Below are 16,672 nucleotides of genomic sequence, written 5' to 3'. Positions count from 1 at the left end.
TGGCAGCCTCACAGGTTAATGGACGGTTTGTGAACCTGATTTTCTTTTTCGGTATGCACCGGGTTTTTATGCCCGAATGAAAGCAGGCCGATATATTTCTTTTTCGCCGGTATATGAAATAACTTGGTTACCTTAGCCAGATCATTCTGGGTAAAAACAAAACCAACAAACTTCGGCAGATTAAGCAGCATATTGCTGTCGATATAATAGCGTTCAGCCTGCCGTATCATTCTGTCGGTTTCCATTTTCTCTGTCAGAGAGATATCCGTTTTCACTTTCCTCATTTCATCGTCTACCAGAATAGAGCCGGTCATCCTTGCCACCCAGTCGGCGGTGTCCGGATCACGAAGACGATAAACCAGCATAAACTTGCAGTTCTCAATCACCGAACCGGCAACGGCATCACCCTCCAGATCCGCCGGACAGTCATATAAATCTTTCACCGACTGATGCGCCATGATGATATGCACACCTTTATCCCTTGCCGCGCCAAGTCCTTCAAGCGCCGGGCGGGAAAGGTGATATTTAAGTTCATCCAGGAAAATAGCGACAGGCCGGGGCTTCCCTTTTATCCGATCGCGCGTTTCGGCTATCTGAATCAGGCGGGTTAAAATCATGCGTTGCGCCGAGATGATTTTCTGGTTACGCATCGAGCCGACGATGTAACAGCAGCCGCCCTCATCAAAAATGGTCTTTAATGAAAACCCGTTGCGGGCGTTGATGGAATTAACTAAAGCTATCTCCTCCAGCTCGCCATAAAAAGCAGGTACATCTTCACTGAGGGATTTCACAAAATCGGTGTTGAATAAATCTCGTAACGTCATGCCCTTTTCATAAATGGCTGCTGTATTCCTGGCTGCCCGTCGGTCGGCAATACGATAAAAGTCAGCGCCTTCGCCTTTTTTACCCAGGCTGAAACCGGCATTAAACAACTCTTCCAGTTGTTCATGAGAAATATCAGCCAGTAAATCAATCTGAAAATTAAGGTCATTCAGGTTAATAAGAAAAAATTGTTTTCCCGCTTTCTGGCAGGCTTCACGTAATACATGCGGGGCCCACTCGTCATTTTTCGGATCTTCGACAAAGATCCCTTCGCCTGACAGTATTGCCTGATAAAGCAGGACACAGGCGCTTACGCCTTTACCGGAGCCGGTAGTGCCGATAAGGTCGGCGTGCTGCGTCTGAAATTCTTCGCGGGTAATATATTGCGGCTGATCGTCTTTATCCAGCCCGATGAAAATACCTTTATTCAGGTCAATATAATCCAGCGGATTATACGCAATACTGTCAGGTAACATATCCCTGACGTCACGAACATCCGTTCTGACATTCCTTTCCAGTTTGCTTTTTTTAATCATCCGGTGTTTTAAACTGTCAATTTCTCCGGCCAGTAACCGTCGGGCGGTAATGTGAAATGCCAGACCAGCCAGCGTAAATACGGCGGTCAGTATCCAGAGTGATAATCTGAGCAGAATGTGAGTATCGAGTACCGTAAAGAAAAAACTCAGCCCCTGAATGGTCAGCGGTGACAGCGTGCCGGACAGAAAAAAGAAGATGGACACGCACGCCACCGATTTTAACCAGAAGGGGGCGTTTTTTCTTTCCTCACGTGGCAGATGAAAAATAAAGGGCAGCGTCAGCCCGGCGAATATGGATAATAGTACCGGGTTGTGTTGCAGCCAGAGCAAAAAAACAGAAAAGGCATCCGAAAAGGCATTCAGCCTTTGCATCAGATGAGTTCCCATTGCAGTGATCTCCGGTCTGATTTCGGTGTGACGGGCGCACTACATGGGCGTCACCGATGGACGTGACTCCCCACGCCCCTAGGCGACGCCCACCGGTGACGCCCATAAAAGGACAAAAAGCACTGAACGCCTCCGGCGCTCATGCCCGTTATCCGCGCTTTCAGAAAACAGCCGACCGGTGGTCGTCCGTCCCCTGAAACGCCCGAATGACGGGCAACGACGTGTGTCATTTCGTTCGGGCTGGACGCCCTTACTGCCTGTCACATGGGGGTAATGTCGCGGCTGGACGCCGTGCCAAAACCCCCAGAGTCAACGGCGGCACACCGTCGCACGCTACGCGCGACCAACCCCTTTAAGACGCGCGTTTCGCCTGTTTTTTCTCGCAGGCTCGAAAAAACGGGAACGCTGCTTTAAAGGGGTTGGTCGCGCCTGATCGGCAATATTCCCCGCTGGGGCGGGAAATATTACCTGGCTTGACGGTGTGCGGGGCAGGCCCCCCACAAAAACCGGCACGTGGGCGTGCCTTTTTGCTCGCCGGGGCGACAAAATTTTTGCGGCTCCCCCTGGCCTGCTCAATTCGCTTTGGGCGAATGTTCGCAGGTGGGCGCGGTGCCTGAAAATTAACAATTCCTCCGGAATTGAATTTTCTGTCCGTGCTCCACTCGCTTATTTCACGGCTTAACAATTTCTCCGAAATTGAAGCCAGAAATAAGCGAGCCTTAAACCCGCCGTCTGTCAGTCTGTGGCGTCGTTCGATACATTATTAATGTCTGTGATTCACATTTGTTCGCGGGTTATTTCCGTCCGGCATGCACGTTCAGCGTTTAATGCCTCATGGTATGTTTTATCATCGACCTTCGTTCCCTGACTTTCGGCATATCGCCTGAGCTTGCTTGCGTCCTGTTCATTAAACTGTGAGAGATGATGCCGCAATAAACCGATAAACCGGCTTTCATATATCTCATAATAAAGCCCGCATCCCCGACAGGCTTCTTTCGACAGAGAATCATAGATACACGTGCCCGATATTCTGTCCTGATGCATTGAATGGATGTTGGAAATAAACAGGTCTTCTTTATCCACTTTTATTTCTCCATACGGGAAGTGTATTAAGATAACGGCCAATATAGTGCTACTCCCTGACCCTGCCAAATCTGGACAGAATTTTACTCACTGCTTCCGGATCAGCGCTGGTACATTCCCCCAGGAAAGCTTTTCTGGCATTGAGCGTATGATTGGGTAAAAATCCGTGTTTATTCTTTTTGACGATATTAAAGAAGGCTCGTTCAGCAGAATGGCATTCGCGCCCTCCACTGTTTCCGGTTGCTTTACCGTACATACAAAGCACCACTTCGCACGGGTCGGCAGCGAAAGAATAAACAGGCGTCCCGGCGACAATGCACAGCACTGCCACCACAAAAGCGAAATATTTCATGATGAAATCCTTACAGTAAGGTGAATTTCAGAGGGGCAGAGTATTTAATGTGAGAAATAAATGCGGGTGTCGCTACATGTCAGGCAACCAGAGTCAGGCTGATATGCAATAACGCCTTTTGCGCCATGCTGGCGCAGCCAGTTTCTGGCATTAAAGTAATCTGTGCCTGATGGTGTGGCAACAATAATACGTGTTGAGTGGGTGATGGCATAAAATACGGTAGGCGTCCAGAACGTGTCGTTAAAATTCCGGGCGTGAATGGATAATAACCATTTGTTGTTAACGACTGGCGAAGGAACAATAACCGTGTTGTCACGCCATTGCGGCAAACCGGTATTGACTGACTGGCCCGGTTTATCCCATTCAACAGGAACCGGTGGCGGGGGTGAAGAACAGCCGGAAAGCACCAGTGAAAATAACAGTATATTGATAACCTTCATCATGCTTTCATCTCCTCAAAAAAGGTGCTGCGGTGCAGTGGCCGGAAATAAATATCATTCATCCGGCGTATATTACCGTCCAGGCCGATACTCACGATAACGTCCAGACTGTCCAGTACCTTGCGTAACATAAAGGTGTAAGGGAGTCGGGCGCATTGCGGATTTTCATAACAGCGGGTAATAAACCCGTCCACCGCTTCCATTGCCGAACCGGCATGAATGGAGGTCATGCTGCCTTCATGACCGGAGCCGGTGATTTTAAGAAAATCCCAGGCTTCACCACCGCGCACTTCGGTTAAAAGTATGCGGTCGGGGTTCATGCGGTAATTCCAGCGCAACAGGCTGGCGGGCGTCACAATTGACCCTTTTTCATCTGCCGATTCCGACGGATAAAAAAGGTGAACGTAGTTTTTATGAACAAAGAAGGTGATTTCCGGGTTATCTTCAATGGTCGTGATACGCAGGTTGCGGGGAATATAACCTATCAACATCTTCATATAAGTGGTTTTCCCGGTACTGGTTTCCCCGGCCACCGCGAGGGTTTTACCGTACTCCACGCACTTCTCCATAAAGTGCGGAATATCTTTTGCGTGATATAAGCCCAGTAATTCTTCATCGTGCGTCTGCGTTTTTTCTGTACCTGTCACCCGGTTATAAAACCCGGCGTCAATATAGTCCTGATGCGGGATTTGTACCTGTGAAGGTTTACGTAGCGTGACAGACACCGTGTCACGCTCGCAGGCCGGGGGCACGATGACCTGACAGCGTTCGCCGGATTCCAGTGTGGCCGACAGCCCTGGCTTGATATCTTCGATATTGTCGCCGTGATGCTTTGCCAGGCATCTGGCGAAGTTGTAACAGCCCTCATAATCCAGCGGAACGGCGTGCTGTTCCCAGACACCGTTAATTTTGGTGAAAAGCTCACCCGGGCGATTAACGGCGATCTCTGTCAGGCCGGGAAGAACCAGAAAATCACCAAAAAACCGCTGTTTATAGCGGTCCAGGGAGATATTTTTAGTGGTCATTTTTCATCCTCAGCGTATAGATGCCGGAGAAATCAATATCCTGTCCGGTGATCAGGTTGATGATCTCCCCCTGATTTTTGTCGAGGGTAGGCGGGATATTGATGCTGTTTTCCAGTGTGGTCCGCGCCATATCCGCCATCGCCTGACGGCTGTTCTCGGTATAGTCCGTGTTACGATCTTTCTGACCGGCGCTGTTGGATGCCCATGCGCCAATATCGGGGATCATGCCGACCAGTAACGCGCCCCCGAATCGCTCCCGGAAGTGTGTGTCGATCCAGCCATCAACTCCTGCCTCGCCCAGTTCTCCGGCAGCGTGGGTATCGACCAGCGGAATATCAAGATAAGGGGGCTGGCGGGTACGCAGCTTCGTGATGATGAGGAAGGCGCGTCCCTGTCCGTGTGCCATCCCTGTGTCTGCGCCAGTCTGGTAAATACCGGTGGCGGTGGTCCCTTTTTCAATCAGCTTCGTATTACCGCTGGCGCTCCAGATATCTTCGGCGATCGTGCAGCGGATTTTCCCCGCCCGATCCGAGACAAACCGGTAATCTAGTGAACAGGGAATGGCAGTGTTTTCCGGCACGTACAGATCCGGGTTATAAGGAATACGCCGGACCACTGCCGGGGACAGTTCCGGCGGTAGAGACGGGGTATCTGGCTGCTGCCCGGAGCCAGTGGATGGCGTCCCTGACGACTGCCCGGCAGAGGATACCTGCGTCATTTCCTGCTGCCGGGTCCGGACCGGGTTTCGGGCGGCTGCGGCTGAGCCATCCCGTCGTACCAGAAAACGGGCTTTATCCAGTTCCTGCGGCATCTCCGGCCCGGTGACTATCTTACTGCGCGGGCTGTTGTCCACCTGTTCCGGCGCTTCGGCTCCGGTATCGTGCGTCCCCAGATCGGTACGCTGCCGATAATCGGTCCGGTTCGGCTGTGGCGCGACATCCTGCCGCTTTTCTTCACCGGGCTGCCAGAGAAGATTGCGGTATACCCAGTTGCCCACCCATGCCAGCGCAATCAGCGCAACGGCGGCGAGCGCCAGAAACGCGGTGGCTTTCCCGCGCCTGCGCTTTTTCAGTTTGTTGACGGCGGGTTGTACCGGATCGTTCGCTTCATCCTCCTGCGCGGTGAGAAGATCTGCTTCCCGCCTTGCACGGGCTTCGCGCTCCAGCGCGGCAATATCGTCATCCGGCTGCGCCGGGGAGGACCGGGATTCATCAGGTTCAGGATGCGGGTGTTCGTCGTTCATCTGCATGACTCCTCAGTTGTCAGTGGGTTGCGGTTTTTTCCACCCGTTCAACCTGTGGAGAAACCGTGGCGCCATCAGCGGCCTGGACCCTGCCAAATCCACGATTTTCCAGGCCGACTACGGCGTTACCGGAACGCAGGACCAGACGGGGCGTGACCTCCTGAATGACCAGTACGGTGAAGTCGCCTTTTCTGCGGATACTGCTGTTAACCACATGCTCCTGGCCGTTCAGCGCTTTCGTTACAGAGGGGATGGATTTGGCCGGGGAGAAACCTACGAACGTAAAGCGACCATCGTCATACGCAAAATCCGGAACAATCCGGGCGCTGTCGCGCCCCGGATATTTGAGGTAGTCCCAGTTGCGCGGTGTCTGCGCAGTATTCAGGGTCTGCTGAATGTCGGCCTGCTGCTGTTTTTGCTCCCGCTCCAGCACTTTGGCCGCTGTCTCGCGGCTGGCCTTCTCCTGCGCCTCATCCGGATAACGGTAACTCACCTGGAAAGCGGGCTGCTGCGGTGATTTATCATCGATGACGTTCAGTTCGACGTTGTACAGTCGCCGGGTGGTGACGACCAGCAGGTTGGTATGCCAGTCCCGGCTGTTGGGCGGGATGACCACCTGCGTTGTATTACCGTCCGCGCCGGGCGCGCCCTGAACGAGCGCCACCGGGCGGATATTCACCCGGTTGGCGTCCGGTGTAGCTTCCCACGCCTCCTCAAAACCGGGTCTGGCGCTGATAACCGCTTCGTCGTTGTCAAACACCAGCGTGGTCATGAAACCGGGCCGGGTACTGACGACGGTGACGTTCAGCGGGTTATAGACAACCTGCTGAACGCGGGCATCATAGCGGCTCGCCTGCGGGATGACCGCGCTCCATGCCGTGGCACACATCATCAGCGCCAGCACGATAAGGGTGATGCTTTTCATTATTCACCTCCCCGGATTTCACGGTCTGCCTGCCAGCTGGTCACGATAAAACCGAACGGGTTAATCTCTCGCTCCGTATCGCTCATCTCCCTGCCGGGGTCGGAGTGGAATGTCAGGCGGGCATCCCAGTATTCGGTGCGGGTGCTGTTGTCAGCGAGGCGGCGGACAGTCTTTTTGTAACGGAGGGTGGCGACTTTGTCGGGGTCTGTGCCCCCGGTGAGCTGGTTTGACAGGATGTCGATTTGCACGTTATGAGCCCCGTTCTGATACACCTTGTCCGGGGCGTCTTTACCGGTGTACAGCGCCAGATAGTCATCGTTGACCTGCGGGCTGTTGTAAATCTGGACCGTGGCGTAATCGTCTTGCAGGGAGGGGTAAACATACCGCTCACGCAGTCTGACGTAGCTGGCGGTCATCGCCTTCTGATAAGCGTCCTCCGCCGTCAGGCTGGTCTTTGATGCGCGGGTGACGTGCTCCACCCGCCCGGTATGATTATCCACGGTGTACAGTTCAATGACCGTTTGTTTCAGCGGCAACATCAGCACCACGACGGTAAGCGCCAGTACGGCGATGAGCAGGCCCGCGCCGCCAACCATAAACCCGGCTTTCGTGGCGCGTTTGTCCCGCTCAATCATCTGTTGCTCAAAAGTGCAGGAATCCGTAATGATGGTCTGTTCACTCATGATTGTTTAACTCCGCCATAACCTGAGGGGTATTCACAGGCTCTCCCTGTCCGCTAAATGCCGGGGGATAAGTGGACCGGGCGCAGCCGGAAAGCGCGCACAGCACAGCCAGCGCAATCAAGCGTTTCATGGGGTGTGTCCTCTGTGAGATCAGTGGAATGAAAACAGGGTTATGTTTTCACCGGGTGGAACGGGATATTTCGAGAGGGAATTACGGGCTTAATGATAGAATTTCTGAACGGCTGCTTCTCCTGATTGTGCCAGTTTCCGGGCTTCGTTTCTGGCGATCATCTGCTCAATCGCGTATTGACGTGCTTTAGCCGCACTGTATCCGGGACCGCTGCCGGGCTTACCCGCGTTCGCACCCCTCCAGCCCTGAATATTGTCCTGAATGGTGCGGGTTGTCTGCTGCCCGGCTCCTGCTGCCAGTTTCCCGGCACCAAACACTGCCGCGCCGATACCCACCGCTGCCAGCCCCTGCATGGATACTGTCGCTCCGGCACCTGCCAGCGCTCCGGCCAGTTTTGCGGAGAGGTAGACCAGTATCGCGGCACAGATACCAGCAAGGCAGACCTGTGCGCCTAACTCCACAATATTTGCAGTAGCGGCGACCTTCGTTGCAATATCTAATCGAGAGTTTAAGTAATTTATGACGATTCTCAGTGATAATGCTGAAAAAAGAACAGTTAATATTGTTGCAAATATATTTTGCAGCCAGTTATTAAACATGGGCCGTAAAAAACCATACATCAGACAAAAAATAAATATAGGCGCAGTAATACTCAGTAATAAGATCATTATCTCCGCGATCATTGAAACAAAGGCAGTGACGATCATTAAAACGAATATTCCGAGCCAGACGTAAAACTGAGCGGTCATCCCCTCATCTTTTATATATGTTGAGTTATCCATGTCGTGTAATGTTTTTCCTAATACCTTCGCTTTATCCCATAAGGTATCGAGTAGCTGCCAGATATTATCGCTGCCAGAAAACCCCTCCTTTAAACCATTAATGGCATCGATAGCGCCATCAAGATAGCCGCTGACGTTCGCCACAAAGGACAGGATGATCGCCATCCTCATGATGTCCCACATCACATCTTCCGCTGGCGTGGATAACTTGCCAGCCAGTGTCTGGTATCCGCGCCACATGATGTAGAGCGTGGCTGACGTTGCCGCCAGCCCCACCATCATGGAGGAATATGACATCATCAGTCCCTTTGTGGCGTCGGTGACTCCTCCTATCAGGTGTTTTTCAACACCCAGAAATACACCACCGGGCATATTAACCTCACTATGAATTCAGGTCGGGAGTGGGGGCATTTAACTGCTGAATCTGATAATGGGCTTCATTGGCGTTCTTACAGTTTTCGGACGCATCACCGGTTTTCTGGCATTTTTCATAAACGACTTTTAGCTCATCGGGATGATCCCTGTACCACTGGGTTGTTTTGGCTTCTTCTTTGCAGCCGCTAATTATGATGAATAATAAGGACAGGAAAGAAAGAGTTAATAAACGCATGTGAGACTCCTTTAGCTGTTTAAATCAGGGGTTGGCGCATTTAACTGTTGCTGATTCCACTGTTTAACACGCTCATCCTCAAGTACTTTTTCGCGCTTTTCCGCTGCCTTCACGCTCATTTCCCACTGATCAGTGAGCGTGTTCAACATCACTGATTTTAGCTGAATACTGTTGGCAAGGTCCTGAGATTCTTTTGAATCTTTAGCAAGTGCGATGCGGTTCGAGAGGGTATTGATCTCGCCCAGCGTCTGACTGACCTGCTCCTGAATATCGTTGGTCTGCTCAAACTGAATCGCCTTATTGATGACCAGTTGTTTGCAGGTATCGGCATAACTTCCCGACTGTTCCGCGTTGCAGGTATCGAAAACCCGGTACTTTGTATACAGCGTATCGAACTGCCCGGCGGTGCCGCCGGAGAGAAGCAGGTCATTGAGTGTCTGGCCCGGCTTGCGAAGTTTTTCCAGATCCGATTTCAGACTTTTCGCCTGATCAACGAAATCAGCAATATCCCTGACGCCAGTGGCCGTCGCCAGCTGGTCTTTATATGCCTGAATCTGGCTCTGGTAATGTTGTGCTGTTTGCATCCAGCGCTGCGCTTCTTTCAGCCATTCGATTTCCCGCAGCGGGTCGGCATCTACCAGTACGGGGATACCGGCGTGCGCCAGCGGGCTGGCAATCACGCATGTGAAAATCAGGGCATGAAAACACCTTTTCATCATGGGTCTCCTTTGGGTTATCAGAGTGCCTGAGCCAGGTAGGAATCCAGCCATTCATGCGGCTGCATCCCTTCCCGGTACAGGGAATCGAAGATTTCGAGGTTGTCCGCGCTACCGCTCATAACACGGCTGTATCTGCCGATACCGGAGAGGTCGAGTGTTACGCGTGCGGCAAAGCGTTTTGTGTCGCCGCGTCTGAACTGATTTTTGACCACCACATACTGGCGGGCCTGAGGGTCCAGACCTTTCACCACATCGAACACCTCCGGCTCAAACTTCATCCCGTCAACATAGTGTGACCGGTCGGCACTGGGGTTGGCGGCCAGGATCTGCGTGCCGCACTGCTCAATCACGGCGGGTGCAATCTCATCCCTGATGATTTCAGCAGGGGATTGCGTACCCACAACCAGCATCCCGTTGAGTTTACGGATGGTTTTCAGTCTGTTATAGGCAAAATCCTTAAAGACGGGGTCTCGTAGCCACTTCCAGAACTCGTCCAGAAAAATGACCAGTCGCCGCCCGTCGAGCAGGCTGGTAATACGGTACAGCAGGTAAAACGAGATCGGTGCACACACATTCGCATCGTCCAGAAACTCTGTGCCATCAATGCCAAAGTTATCGCAGTGGCTGATATCGAAGGTGTCTGATGCGTTATCAAACACCCAGCCGAACTCACCGCTCTGCGCCCATTGCGACAGGCGAATGCTGAGACCGTTCTCCTGCGCCTCCCGGGTCGCAGGCTCCGGCAGATTCTCAAGCAGGCGGGTGATTCCATGAATGCGGTACTGTGGTTCATCACTCATCACAGCCTGCACGGCATCGTTCAGTCGGTGTTCATCGCGGGGCGTGATGGTCGCGCCGTTACGTGTACACAGCAGTTTCATCAGTTGCCTGATGAAACTGATATTGCGTTTCGTTGGCGGTAGCGAAAACGGGTTCCACCCCGTAGGGTCACCATGCGTGATACGGTAGTAACGACCGCCCAGCGCCCGGATATTCATTTCCGCGCCCCGGTCCTTGTCCAGATAAACGGTTGTCAGCCGTTTGGTTTTAGCATCGGGTGAAAAACTGTCCGCGCGACCATATTTCTGCTGCATGTTTTCAAGGAATGTCATCAGCATGGTTTTTCCCGAACCGTTGGTGCCGAGAATGCAGGTGCTGGCCGGGTTCTTCTCATTGAATTCGTCCTTGTCGGCCAGCGTGTTGTGCAGGTTCAGGTAGTAACCATCGCCTGAGGGCGTGCGCAGTAACGCCATTGCATCCCCCCAGGGGGCATTAGTGCGCTTGCCAGGGTAGAAATTATGAAGCGCGGCCAGCTCCACAAAATTCAGGCTGCTCAGTTCTCCCTTGCGGGGCCGCAGGTGATAGTTGCCGGGCAGTTGTGCCATATACGCGGCTGAAAGAGAAAGCTCAGCGGGAACCGGTGTAATGCCGAGGTTGTTCAGGGCATTGCTGATTTCACTGGTATCGGCCACCAGACTGTCCAGCGAGCGGGAAAACACCATGATGGAGAAATGGTGTTTACCATAAGCGATTTTCCCTGATGTCAGCAGGTCAAGCGCCACATCCAGATCCAGTCGCTGTGACACTGCATCATCATCCGAACTCATTAACAGACGTCGGGTACGTTTTATGGCCTTGCGGGCTTCTTCGCGCGACATACAGGTGTAAGACTGGGTGATCACATAGTCGCAGGGGGCGTACAGCAGCGAGTCCATCATTCCTGTCGCTGTTTCCTCCGGGAACTCCTTCACCTCCAGCCCCCGGAAATACCGTGTACCGCTGGTGTGGTTTATCTGCCCGGACTCCCCGGAAAAGAACAGTGCCGCCGACCCCATCGCCGAATACGCAGGGGTTCGGGTGACGCGTATCTTGCGCCAGTGGTGCGTCAGCAGGTACTCATAAAAGGATAACTGGGAGGAGAATAACGCGTGACCTTCAGTAAAAGTGCCAAGAGGACATGCGGCGTAGCGGGACAGTGCGGTATCGAGCGAGCCTTTAATTTCCAGCATTTCCCGCAGTGCACCGTCAAGTTCTTTCAGTTTCTGACCGTCTTTCATGCGTTTGCGTCCGGCCTTTTCCAGGCTGACAAACGGACGGTAACAGACAGTCAGAAACAGGCGGTTACGGCGGAACGGGTCAGCCGCCAGCGAGGCATAATACAGACGGCTGATTTCATCGGCATAAGGGTTGCCGGATGCCTTATGCAGTGAGTCCGTAAACGGCTCCCGCACGTTATGGATATAAAAGGTGACCGGCATCCCCTCGAATGAGCGGATAAGCCCATGCAACTGATTGCAGTCAATACTGAGCGTTTCTTCTGACTCGCAATCGAAAGGGGTTCCCGTCAGTTCCCAGGTGCAGTAGAGATCACTGTGTGGTGAGCGGACAACATGCTGATGAATATGCGATGAATACGGAATGTACTTTCTGAGCGAGGCACACTGATTCAGTTTCATGGCGTTGAGAAACTCCGTGATATCAACGGCCTCATGCTCAACGGGCATAAAGGCTGTTGCGCCAAACAGACGGTTTGCTGCCGGTTTTCCTCTTGCCCTGAGCCAGACGGCAATCAGGCTGAACCGCATGGGTTCATTCCGGGTGAGCGACTTCATCACCAGAAATTCAACCGGGAGCAGTGCAAGAAAAGCGACGGTAGTCCAGACAGCGACGATGATGGTGAACCCCGTGACACCCAGCAGGGGCACCATTGGCACCCCCCACAGTGCCGCCGGACGTTTCATTGCCTTAAGCAGCATTGCCATCGATAACCTCTCAGCTCATCAGCAGTGCGCCGATTTCACTGCCCCCGCCAATCAGGATCCCGCCGATGATGATGTAGGCGCACTGGGACAGGCTTTCGCCTTTCCAGAGTGTCTTGTAACCCACCCAGATCACGGCCACAGTGATGGTGATGGCCGCCAGACCATGAAGGCCGGTGGAGACTTTTTCCATTACGGTATTTGCCCGTTCAAAACCGTCGGCCAGTGCCGGGATGGCAGAAAAAGCCGTCAACACACAGGCAGAAACGGGGCTGGCCGCCGCCTTTAGCTTGCGGAAAAGTGTCATTATTTTTCCTCCTCACGGGTTAACAGGGAGAGACTCCGGCGCACTGACGGCGCGGAGATCTGTGCGGTAGCGTTTTTTTCCTGACGGAGTTTCGCGGGGATGCCACGGACGACGGTCCCCGGCCAGATCACGCGAGGGCGGGATGGGGCATCAGCGGGAATGGCTTTCAGCGGCGGCGGGGTCGTGGCGCTATCCTCGCGAGTGCCGGGTACTGCATAACGGGAGGACGCCGAAGCGTAACCTATCCGCTGTACATAGTTGGTCCCGGAAAAAGCCGTTTCCGGTTGTTGTCCTGTACGGAAATTGCCGGAGTAATAGCAGCTAAGCGCCCGCTTGAGGGTGCCACCACGTTGGTAACAGTCTCTGAGAATGCGTTCAAAAACGGACAGATTTAAGCAGGGATCAAGCAGGTCAAAGGCCGTCACATCGTAGTGACGGAAATTGGTGCTGGTGATTTGCATCAGCCCGACAGAGTACCGGCGATCCTGTACCGCAAGGCGGCGGATAATGCGCTCAGCTTCTCCCCGACTGGCGGGTAGATGAGAAATAACGGGCTTACCGCCGGAGGACTTTCCGGTCTTCGGGACAATCTCGGCGATGGCATAAGGGTTAAAACCGGATTCCACCCGTGCCACATCAAATGCCGTGGACGGATGAATGCTGGCGGCGCACTGCATGGCCGCCGCCAGAAAGGCAGTGGTGGAAAGCATGATGGCCTCAGGAAGAACAGGCAGTATGCAAAGTCAGCAGACCCTGCATGCTGCGAAGTCAGAATTAAGGGAGTTACTGCGCGGCTTCGGTGGTGTCTGTACTCTGTGGCAGACTGTTTTCATCGCGGGGTTCAAGCAGGACCAGTTTGCCGGAGACGGCAATACCGGGCGTCAGGACAATATTCAGGCCGGGTTTTCCGTGGTGGGCAAAGGCCACACCGACTTTTGTCCAGAATGTGTTTTTCCCGCCCTGGGCGTCCGGCTGACTTTCCTGGGTAATATACGCGTAATAATCGGGTTTTCTCATAATTTACCCCTTTAGTTAAAATTGTTGATAATACTAGTTTTCGATCACATCCCGATCCTGCATTCCGGTTTTAACGGGTCAGCGAGAATATTCAGCGGCACCCTGAATTATGGTTATGTGACAGCCCGAACCCTGTTTTTAAAGAGCGATACCTGGCCCGGACGAATAAACATCCATAATGTTTGCCAGTGAACGATAACGTGGTCAGATTGCGCTTTATGAATGAGGAAGGGAACGGGGAAATCAAACGGGAAATAAGAGAGAAAACACGGTGAATATTCATTTACTCTGGAAGATTGAATAACGTTGTGTCAGTTTCATTCTGTATTTAACCTGTTAAAAAAACAGGTATAGTGATTCATGCGGATAATAAAAGACGTGCGGAGAAAATAATCTCTCCGCACGTGCAACGCCATATTTTCAGCGCTGTCGGTGTTCAAGCGTGGTCTGGCACGTTGTGCAGGTTGTCACACCCGGCAGTGTCTGACGCCGTTTCTCGGGAATAGGCTTACCGCAGAATCGACAGTAGAACAAGGAAGGTGTGGGTGCAGATCTGAACCGGCTCTGTTCAATCATCTCTTCCAGGCGCTGCACATTAAATTCCTGGTCGCGGTCTATCTCATCCGGCATGTGATGACCTCCTGTCTGAAGCTTCCTTTTCACACTGGGTGATGCTTTTCCAGACGGCGGTAAGCGAGGGGCGCTCTTCACCACAGGACAGGGTTTCGGTTACCTGCATCATTGCGTTCAGTGCGTCAGGTGAGTCGATATTGATCGGGCGATGTTGTTGCCACTGCCGCCAGATCTCTGCATCGGCGGTTTCTCCCGGAACGGGGGTTCGACCATGAGGAACACATATCCCCAGTAACCGGCGGCGGATGCAGACCTCATTGGAGGTGAGACCAAAGTAATGGTTCAGTAAAGCAATTGACCCGCCCAGCGTGATGGCCCGGTTGATTTGCTGCTGGCGAGCCAGCTCCTGACGGGACAATGTCAGGAACTGGTGCAGAGCGTCATGGTGCACGGTAACGGCCATAACCTGCACCGATGCCCGGCTGACTGCAAACAGTTCATCAAGGGATAACTGATTGAGGGCATGCATTTCGTCGAACGTGAACCCCAGGGTTTCACAGTAATGAAAATTGCCTTCTTTCAGCGCGTGGAGGACGTCAGTCAATACGGCGTAATTCAATGACGGGATCATGCTGTCATCCCTCCATATTGACTTCCATATGGGAAGCAAAATGCGCGAATTGAAAAAGAGATACCATGATTATGTTTCATCATCATTTTCCTTAAATGTTTTTAGCGGTTTTCTAATTTAAGGTTGATCCATTCATCAATTTCAGATTCGAGCCAGGCTACGCTGGCGGGGCCAATTTTTATGGAGTGGGGAAAGGTGCCAGTTTTCATATACAGGTAGATTTGGGAGCGTTTCAGACCGGTTTTTTCTTCAACCTGTTTCAGGCGTAATAACTGATGTGATGTCATCGTGTTCTCCGGTGGCAGAAAAAGGGGAATACCCGGAGAAGATAAAAAACACGGTGGAAGGAAAAGATAAAGTTGATGATCCCGTATTACGGATTTTATTACTCGTAATACGGGTTTTCAGGTGTGACGGCTATTTTCTAATTTGATGACGAAGTGGGGGAGGGGGAGCCCCGATTCAGTGCTGTTTTCAGTGTGTCTCCGCTCAGACGGTCGGTAATACCGTCAGCTGATGCCCATTGCTCGAAAATAGACAAGAGCTTATAAGGCTTTTCGATTAACGGGCTAATAGCGTCATTATGTTTACAGGCAAGCCAGAACAGGCGGGACAGGGGGGTTGATATACGTGTTGAAGAGGCTTCAGGTGTCGGGATATCAAATGACATATTGATTAGCTTTTCAAGCTCACTATACCGAATGACAAAGCAGGCATCCGGTGGTAAAGCATGGATAGGGAAGTATCCTTTTCGCCTGCATTTATTCATTTTCTGTTCTACATTATGTTCATTAATATCTGGAATGATATTTTCAGGAAGTAACGAAGTTTGTTGTTTTATTCTTTCATTCCATGAAATTCGTTCAAATACTTTGAATAACTCCCCTGATATGGTGACGGTGATACCGTAATTGATGTTATTCATTCCTGCCACGGGTAATGGGATTCTCAGCGATTTCGCTAACATATTCTGTATCAGAATATATTCGTACCCAGCCAGAGAAGTGTCAATTATTTTTTGCACTGGGTAAATATAGTTGCCTTCTGTACTGATAATTAGATTTCGTCCACTCATGAAACAATTTCTTTCAAGCAGACAAAGTCGTTGGGTAACTGAGGTTTCTATCGGCCTGAACTTTATTTTATGATTTCTTGTCTTTATTTTTTGCAATATAACTTGAGACTGGAAATATATAGAGAGACGAATGTGCCCACACATGGCATGACGATAAATATCGCTTTCGGTAAGGCTGGTCTTTATCAGTTTATTGGTTATTTTTATGGCCTCCTTTATGGTAATCCATTCCGGCATTATGTTCTTTGAGTCTAAGGGTATGTTATTTTCCTTCATGATATTATCACCTTCTGCATAATGGATGTTTTCTGTAAAAGAAATAAATGTGCAGATTTAAGCTGGTGAGGTCTTGATTCTTCAATCTTTAAGTGATTTGAAGGGTTTTTATTATGTGATTACATTTTTTATTTATTGGGGGGCGTTATTGAAAACAAACCATCAACATAGTAATAGTCATTTCTGAAATAATAATTATTAGAAAGAGATAAGGTTCCTTATTTGTGAAAGGCATTCTAAAATGTTATTTATTGCCATCAAAATTATTATATGAAACTCGGTTTATAGAGGGGTGTG

Annotated in this window: 20 protein-coding genes; all 20 read right to left on the bottom strand. The window is 51.5% G+C overall.

The annotated features are described in order from the left end of the window. Positions 1–8: 8 nt before the first annotated feature. On the bottom strand, positions 9–1,745 hold the full coding sequence (locus J1C60_RS16435; RefSeq protein WP_128176055.1) for a type IV secretory system conjugative DNA transfer family protein: 1,737 nt from the start codon (positions 1,743–1,745) through the stop codon (positions 9–11). Positions 1,746–2,522: 777 nt separating this feature from the next. Further along, complete coding sequence (locus J1C60_RS16430) at positions 2,523–2,828, bottom strand: dpoa decarboxylase (protein ID WP_128176057.1); 306 nt, start codon at positions 2,826–2,828, stop codon at positions 2,523–2,525. Between the two features lie 49 nt (positions 2,829–2,877). Beyond that, on the bottom strand, positions 2,878–3,180 hold the full coding sequence (locus tag J1C60_RS16425) for a TrbM/KikA/MpfK family conjugal transfer protein (protein WP_128176059.1): 303 nt from the start codon (positions 3,178–3,180) through the stop codon (positions 2,878–2,880). A gap of 44 nt (positions 3,181–3,224) precedes the next feature. Beyond that, positions 3,225–3,623 (bottom strand): cag pathogenicity island Cag12 family protein, encoded by a 399-nt coding sequence (locus J1C60_RS16420; RefSeq protein WP_128176061.1) that lies wholly within the window; start codon positions 3,621–3,623, stop codon positions 3,225–3,227. Then, positions 3,620–4,645, bottom strand: coding sequence for a P-type DNA transfer ATPase VirB11 (virB11, locus tag J1C60_RS16415; RefSeq protein WP_128176063.1), 1,026 nt, complete (start codon positions 4,643–4,645; stop codon positions 3,620–3,622). The genes J1C60_RS16420 and virB11 overlap by 4 nt, the downstream gene beginning before the upstream one ends. Next, positions 4,635–5,888 (bottom strand): VirB10/TraB/TrbI family type IV secretion system protein, encoded by a 1,254-nt coding sequence (virB10, locus tag J1C60_RS16410; RefSeq protein WP_128176065.1) that lies wholly within the window; start codon positions 5,886–5,888, stop codon positions 4,635–4,637. The genes virB11 and virB10 overlap by 11 nt, the downstream gene beginning before the upstream one ends. Before the next feature lie 19 nt (positions 5,889–5,907). Then, entirely contained in the window at positions 5,908–6,813 is a 906-nt protein-coding gene (gene virB9, locus J1C60_RS16405; RefSeq protein WP_128176067.1) for a P-type conjugative transfer protein VirB9, read from the bottom strand. Then, positions 6,813–7,496, bottom strand: a complete 684-nt coding sequence (locus tag J1C60_RS16400) for a VirB8 family type IV secretion system protein (RefSeq protein WP_128176069.1) — start codon at positions 7,494–7,496, stop codon at positions 6,813–6,815. Before J1C60_RS16400 ends, virB9 begins: the two co-directional genes overlap by 1 nt. Next, positions 7,489–7,626 (bottom strand): hypothetical protein, encoded by a 138-nt coding sequence (locus J1C60_RS16395; RefSeq protein ID WP_164877271.1) that lies wholly within the window; start codon positions 7,624–7,626, stop codon positions 7,489–7,491. Before J1C60_RS16395 ends, J1C60_RS16400 begins: the two co-directional genes overlap by 8 nt. Before the next feature lie 89 nt (positions 7,627–7,715). Further along, entirely contained in the window at positions 7,716–8,780 is a 1,065-nt protein-coding gene (locus J1C60_RS16390; protein WP_128176071.1) for a TrbL/VirB6 family protein, read from the bottom strand. A 10-nt stretch (positions 8,781–8,790) separates the two neighbouring features. After that, the gene (locus J1C60_RS16385) at positions 8,791–9,018 is read right to left on the bottom strand and encodes an EexN family lipoprotein (protein WP_128176073.1); all 228 of its coding nucleotides are present in this window, start codon (positions 9,016–9,018) and stop codon (positions 8,791–8,793) included. Positions 9,019–9,029: 11 nt separating this feature from the next. Further along, complete coding sequence (locus J1C60_RS16380) at positions 9,030–9,734, bottom strand: TrbJ/VirB5 family protein (RefSeq protein ID WP_128176239.1); 705 nt, start codon at positions 9,732–9,734, stop codon at positions 9,030–9,032. 20 nt (positions 9,735–9,754) lie between these two features. Beyond that, on the bottom strand, positions 9,755–12,499 hold the full coding sequence (locus J1C60_RS16375; RefSeq protein ID WP_128176074.1) for a VirB4 family type IV secretion/conjugal transfer ATPase: 2,745 nt from the start codon (positions 12,497–12,499) through the stop codon (positions 9,755–9,757). Between the two features lie 10 nt (positions 12,500–12,509). Next, the gene (locus tag J1C60_RS16370) at positions 12,510–12,803 is read right to left on the bottom strand and encodes a TrbC/VirB2 family protein (RefSeq protein ID WP_128176076.1); all 294 of its coding nucleotides are present in this window, start codon (positions 12,801–12,803) and stop codon (positions 12,510–12,512) included. Beyond that, on the bottom strand, positions 12,803–13,513 hold the full coding sequence (locus J1C60_RS16365) for a lytic transglycosylase domain-containing protein (RefSeq protein ID WP_128176078.1): 711 nt from the start codon (positions 13,511–13,513) through the stop codon (positions 12,803–12,805). Before J1C60_RS16365 ends, J1C60_RS16370 begins: the two co-directional genes overlap by 1 nt. 73 nt (positions 13,514–13,586) lie before the next feature. Beyond that, entirely contained in the window at positions 13,587–13,820 is a 234-nt protein-coding gene (locus tag J1C60_RS16360) for a hypothetical protein (protein WP_128176080.1), read from the bottom strand. Positions 13,821–14,240: 420 nt separating this feature from the next. Further along, on the bottom strand, positions 14,241–14,450 hold the full coding sequence (locus tag J1C60_RS16355) for a TraR/DksA family transcriptional regulator (protein ID WP_128176082.1): 210 nt from the start codon (positions 14,448–14,450) through the stop codon (positions 14,241–14,243). Further along, a complete protein-coding gene (locus J1C60_RS16350; RefSeq protein WP_128176084.1) occupies positions 14,440–15,024 on the bottom strand; it encodes a DUF2857 domain-containing protein in 585 nt (194 codons plus the stop codon). The genes J1C60_RS16355 and J1C60_RS16350 overlap by 11 nt, the downstream gene beginning before the upstream one ends. A 101-nt stretch (positions 15,025–15,125) precedes the next feature. Next, complete coding sequence (locus J1C60_RS16345; RefSeq protein WP_128176086.1) at positions 15,126–15,311, bottom strand: AlpA family transcriptional regulator; 186 nt, start codon at positions 15,309–15,311, stop codon at positions 15,126–15,128. A 137-nt stretch (positions 15,312–15,448) separates the two neighbouring features. Then, positions 15,449–16,375 (bottom strand): hypothetical protein, encoded by a 927-nt coding sequence (locus J1C60_RS16340; protein ID WP_128176088.1) that lies wholly within the window; start codon positions 16,373–16,375, stop codon positions 15,449–15,451. Positions 16,376–16,672 lie beyond the last annotated feature (297 nt).

The organism is [Pantoea] beijingensis (genome assembly GCF_022647505.1).
In the GTDB taxonomy this organism is placed as follows: Bacteria; Pseudomonadota; Gammaproteobacteria; order Enterobacterales; family Enterobacteriaceae; genus Erwinia; species Erwinia beijingensis.
Note: the sequence above shows the minus strand (reverse complement) of the source record. Positions and strands in the feature narration are given on the sequence as shown.